This is a genomic window from Streptomyces sp. CoH27, from assembly GCF_020181035.1.
Lineage (GTDB): Bacteria > Actinomycetota > Actinomycetes > Streptomycetales > Streptomycetaceae > Streptomyces > Streptomyces camelliae.
The window spans coordinates 1-1,029 of sequence record NZ_JAIQYY010000104.1; the positions used below are offsets into that span (position 1 = coordinate 1).

General features: G+C 63.4%; 2 protein-coding genes. Both read left to right on the plus strand.

What is annotated here, in order from left to right; genetic code table 11:
• Nucleotides 1–76: 76 nt before the first annotated feature.
• On the plus strand, nucleotides 77–325 hold the full coding sequence (locus LE548_RS45255; protein ID WP_308031268.1) for a transposase: 249 nt from the start codon (nucleotides 77–79) through the stop codon (nucleotides 323–325).
• A gap of 118 nt (nucleotides 326–443) precedes the next feature.
• Entirely contained in the window at nucleotides 444–902 is a 459-nt protein-coding gene (locus tag LE548_RS45260) for an SMI1/KNR4 family protein (RefSeq protein ID WP_225102861.1), read from the plus strand.
• Nucleotides 903–1,029 lie beyond the last annotated feature (127 nt).

The window sequence follows — 1,029 nt, forward strand, 5'->3', positions numbered from 1 at the left end:
TCTTGGTCGGTGAGTTCGTGACGGCGTACCACCCAACCATGATCCACCATCTAGCGATCTTTGAAGACGGACCCTAGTGCGTCACCGGCGCGGATTCCTGCTGCTGGAGTGGATCCGCCAGGCCGAACATGACGCACCGAAGCCGATGCAGGGCTTCGCCGGCTTCCTCCGCCAGGACCTCGACGCCGTCACTGCCGGACTCACGCTGCCGTGGAGTTCCGGTGCTGTCGAAGGGAACGTGAACCGGGTCAAAACGCTCAAGCGAGCGATGTATGGCCGGGCCTCGTTCAGCCTCCTCCGGACCCGCATCCTGATCCGCCCATGAGATGGTGGGGCCGCACGCAAGGGGCGTGCACCCACGGACTCCAGAGGACTCTTGCATACCTGAGCGTGGTCTCGATTCGTCCTGGCTGCATGCGTGGTGTCAACAGGTTTCACAAGGCGTGAGCCAGCTGATGGAAACCTTCGAGGAGACGTACGGCTACCCCGCGGGGGACAACGAGGTGGCGCTGGCCGACGATACGACGTGGGCCGCGGTCACGCTCCTGACGAACCACCGGTCGGAATGTGTGGCCCTGCTGTCGCTCTTCGCCGTGATCGACAGCGTGTCTCTGCCCGACATCGGCAACGGGTACTTCATCCACCCGCCCTCCACCGTGACTGCGCACCTGGACGAGTACGGCGCGGTTCCCCTTGAGGATGGCGGTCATGGAATCGTCTTCGGGAGCGACGGCGGCGGCAATCTCTTCGCTCTCGCGGCCAACGGCACGGTCCACAAGTCCAGGACTGCATCCTGGAACGACAAGTGCTATGCCGTGGCCGCCAGTCTGCGCGACTTCCTTGAGCAACTTCGCGATGTCATTGATCAGTTCGCCGCCACGGGTCACCCCGGGACTCTCTGAACTTCACGCACCGCCTGTCCACACGCGTCCTTCGTGGGTTCACGGAACCGATGCTGTTGGTGATCTCTAGGCCGTCAGTCCTTGGCAGAGCCGCTGGAAGTGGGTGGGTGGTCGTGGTGGAGAGTCT